The 3,088-nt window shown below is 73.4% G+C and carries 3 protein-coding genes, 1 tRNA gene and 1 pseudogene; 1 reads left to right on the plus strand and 4 read right to left on the minus strand.

Annotation, left to right across the window (positions count from 1 at the left end):
- The 4 genes and pseudogenes from AB0E83_RS35285 to AB0E83_RS35300 form a co-directional block, all read right to left on the minus strand.
- Positions 1-99, minus strand: a pseudogene (locus AB0E83_RS35285) (nicotinic acid mononucleotide adenylyltransferase); the annotation flags it as partial.
- A 110-nt stretch (positions 100-209) separates the two neighbouring features.
- Positions 210-950, minus strand: a complete 741-nt coding sequence (locus AB0E83_RS35290; protein WP_362120892.1) for a MerR family transcriptional regulator — start codon at positions 948-950, stop codon at positions 210-212.
- A 110-nt stretch (positions 951-1,060) separates the two neighbouring features.
- Positions 1,061-1,134, minus strand: a tRNA-Met gene (locus AB0E83_RS35295).
- Between the two features lie 51 nt (positions 1,135-1,185).
- Positions 1,186-1,680, minus strand: coding sequence for a rhodanese-like domain-containing protein (locus AB0E83_RS35300; RefSeq protein ID WP_362120894.1), 495 nt, complete (start codon positions 1,678-1,680; stop codon positions 1,186-1,188).
- Between the two features lie 236 nt (positions 1,681-1,916).
- Between AB0E83_RS35300 and AB0E83_RS35305 the strand changes: the two genes are divergently transcribed.
- Positions 1,917-2,921, plus strand: a complete 1,005-nt coding sequence (locus AB0E83_RS35305) for a sigma-70 family RNA polymerase sigma factor (protein ID WP_362120896.1) — start codon at positions 1,917-1,919, stop codon at positions 2,919-2,921.
- The last annotated feature ends 167 nt before the right edge of the window (positions 2,922-3,088 follow it).

Here is a 3,088-nt window from a genome sequence, read left to right on the forward strand (position 1 = left end):
GGCCTTGTGGCTCTTCTGCCACGGCTCCCCGGTCGGTACGAACACCACCTCGTCGAGGTGGAACAGGGCGGCGACCTCGCTGGCCGCCACCAGTGTCACTCATGGCGGTCACGACGTTACGTTCCGCGTTCGCGTCCGCGCAAAGGGGCGGGCGCGCACCGGCATGGTTTCGGCCGGTGTTTACTTCGGGCGCCCGGCCCCGGCCGGGCTCACAGGTTCCGCTCGGCCCACACGGTCAGGGCGTCGCGCACCAGGACGGCAGTGCCCTCGCCGTGCCGGTCGTAGTTCTTGGTGAACCGGGGGTCGTCCACGTACATCTGGCCGAGCCCGATCAGGTACTCCTTCGTCGGCCGCGTGGTGCCGGACAGCCACTCGTACTGGCGGCGGGCCAGGTCCTGCACCTCGTCGCTGTCCGCCGCGAGCCCGGCGGCGGCCGCCGCGCCGAAGTCGCGGGCGATGGCCGCCTGCGTCTCCATGAACTCCTTCTTCTCGGCGTCGCTCAGCGAGCGCCACCAGCGGTCGCCCCGCTCGTAGGCGTCGCGGCCCCACCGTTCGGTGACCTCCGCCTCGTACTGCGTGTGGTCGAAGCCGTCGAAGACTTCCTCGGCCATGAGCCGTTCTCCTCTCTCGGTCTTGTGGAGAGTGGTCCGTACGGCCTCGATCTGCCGCCCGATGCGCTCGCGCTCCTGTTCCAGGAGGGCCAGATGCGTGCGCAGGGCGGCCGAGGTGTCCCGCTGGCCTTCGAGGACCTCGGCGATGGCGGGCAGCGAGAGCCCGAGCTCGCGCAGCAGCAGGATCCGCTGCAGCCGGACGAGCGCCGCCTGGTCGTAGTACCGGTAACCGTTCGTGCCGATCCGGCTCGGCTCCAGCAGCCCCAGCTCGCCGTAGTGGCGCAGCGTGCGGCTGGTGGTGCCGGCCTTCCTGGCGATCTCCTGGATCGACCACTCCATGACGGGAACGGTAGAACTTGACGTTACGTAAAGGTCAAACCCGCATCCGGGGGCAGGAACGCCGAAGGCCCGGACCGTCCTGAGACGGTCCGGGCCTTCGGGCCACTGAGTAGCGGGGACAGGATTTGAACCTGCGACCTCTGGGTTATGAGCCCAGCGAGCTACCGAGCTGCTCCACCCCGCGTCGGTGAACACGACCTTACGGCATGGGCGGCGGAAACCGAAATCGGTTTCCTCAGCAGCCGCAGTCCTCGGCGTCGACGGGCGCCGTCAGCGGGTCCGCGGCGCGCTCCGCCGGGCCCTCCCAGGTCTCGTACGGGAAGCCCTCGCGGGCCCAGTACTCGAAGCCGCCGAGCATCTCCTTCACCTGGAAGCCCAGCTCCGCGAGGGCGAGCGCCGCGCGCGTGGCGCCGTTGCAGCCGGGGCCCCAGCAGTAGGTGACGACCGGGACGGCCTTGTCGAGGAGCTGCTCCGCCTGCTCGGGGATGAGCGCGGTGGGCAGGTGGACGGCGCCGGGGACGTGGCCCTGGTCCCAGGAGGCGGTGGAGCGGGAGTCGATCACCACGAAGCCGGGGTCGGTGCCCTCGGCGCGGGCGTCGGCCAGCGCGGCGGCGACGTCGGAGACGTCCGCGTGGAAGGCGAGGCTGGCGGAGAAGTAGGCGGCCGCGGCGGCGGGCGAGGCCGGCGGGGTGCGCAGTACGGGGTTGACCCGGGTCCCTGTCGTCGTCATGGTGATCAATCTACGGACGAAGATCATCGCGCTGAAGTGGCGTTCCACGGTGGTCGGGGGATTCGGCCGGGGAAAACCGGGCGATCGCTCCCGGCCGGCGTGGATCTCACGGGCCGAGACCGGTGGAGGGCGGGTGCGCGCGCGTACGGGCGCTTCCGGCCGCCGCCGCGCCGTCACACACGCGCGATCCGATCCGTCATGGGGACATGACGGGACGCGAAGGGGGAGACCGGCAGATGGACGGGACCACGGCGGAGGGAACCGGCGGCACGGCGGAGGGTTCCGGCGGCACGGCGGAGGGCACCGGCGGCGGGTCGGAGGGTTCCGGCGGCGGGTCGGACGCGGACGCGCTGGCGCGCCGCTTCGACGCCGACCGGGGGCACCTGCGGGCCGTCGCCTACCGGATGCTCGGCTCGCTCGCCGAGGCGGAGGACGCGGTCCAGGAGACCTGGTTCAAGCTCAGCCGCACCGACGTGAGCGGGGTCGCCAACCTCACCGGCTGGCTGACCACGGTCATCGGCCGGGTCTGCCTGGACATGCTGCGCTCGCGCGGCTCCCGGCGCGAGGACCCGCTCGACCACTTCGTCCCCGACCCGATCGTGCGCGTCCCCGGCGCCGGCGACCCGGAGCACGCCACCGAGCTGACCGAGTCGGTCGGGCTGGCCCTGCTCGTCGTCCTGGAGACGCTGGGCCCCGCCGAGCGGCTCGCCTTCGTGCTGCACGACATGTTCGCCGTCTCCTTCGAGGAGATCGCGCGGATCGTGGACCGCACCCCGGCGGCCACCCGGCAGCTGGCCAGCCGGGCGCGGCGCCGCGTCCAGGACGCCGACCCGGGGCCGGGCCCCGGCCCGCGCCGCCAGCGGGAGATCGCCGACGCCTTCCTGGCCGCCTCGCAGGGCGGCGACTTCGAGGGGCTGCTGGCCGTCCTCGACCCGGACGCGGTGCTGCGCGCCGACGGCGGCACGCTCCTCGCCGGCGCCTCCAAGCTGGTGCGGGGCGCCGAGGCGATCACCCGGCAGGCCCTCATGTACGCGACCTTCCGCAAGGCCTCGCTGCCGCTGGTCGTCAACGGGCAGCCGGCCGTCCTGTCGGTCGTCGACGGCAAGCCGACCGCGCTCATGGCCTTCACGATCGTCGGCGACCGCATCGTCCAGCTGCACGTCCTGGCCGACCCGGAGCGCATCGCCGCCCTGGACATCCCGGAGGAGGCCCTGGCCCGCGCCGCGTACCCGGAGGACTGAGGGAGCGGCCGCGGGCGGGACGGCCCCCGCCCGCGTCAGGCCGTCCCGCGGGCGCCCGTCCGGGGGCGGCGCGCCTCCCGGCCCTCGCGCCCGGGGCCGTGCTGGGGGCGGCCGAGCTCTTCGACGGGGTGGGGCTCGACTACGAGCGGGCCTTCGGGAGGCTGCCC

Source organism: Streptomyces sp. NPDC035033 (assembly GCF_040636735.1).
Lineage (GTDB): Bacteria > Actinomycetota > Actinomycetes > Streptomycetales > Streptomycetaceae > Streptomyces.

Coding starts and splice junctions, on each gene's coding strand:
- AB0E83_RS35290 (WP_362120892.1), bottom strand. CDS start 950: ATGGAGTGGTCGATCCAGGAGATCGCCAGGAAGGCCGGCACCACCAGC.
- AB0E83_RS35305 (WP_362120896.1), top strand. CDS start 1,917: ATGGACGGGACCACGGCGGAGGGAACCGGCGGCACGGCGGAGGGTTCC.
- AB0E83_RS35300 (WP_362120894.1), bottom strand. CDS start 1,680: ATGACGACGACAGGGACCCGGGTCAACCCCGTACTGCGCACCCCGCCG.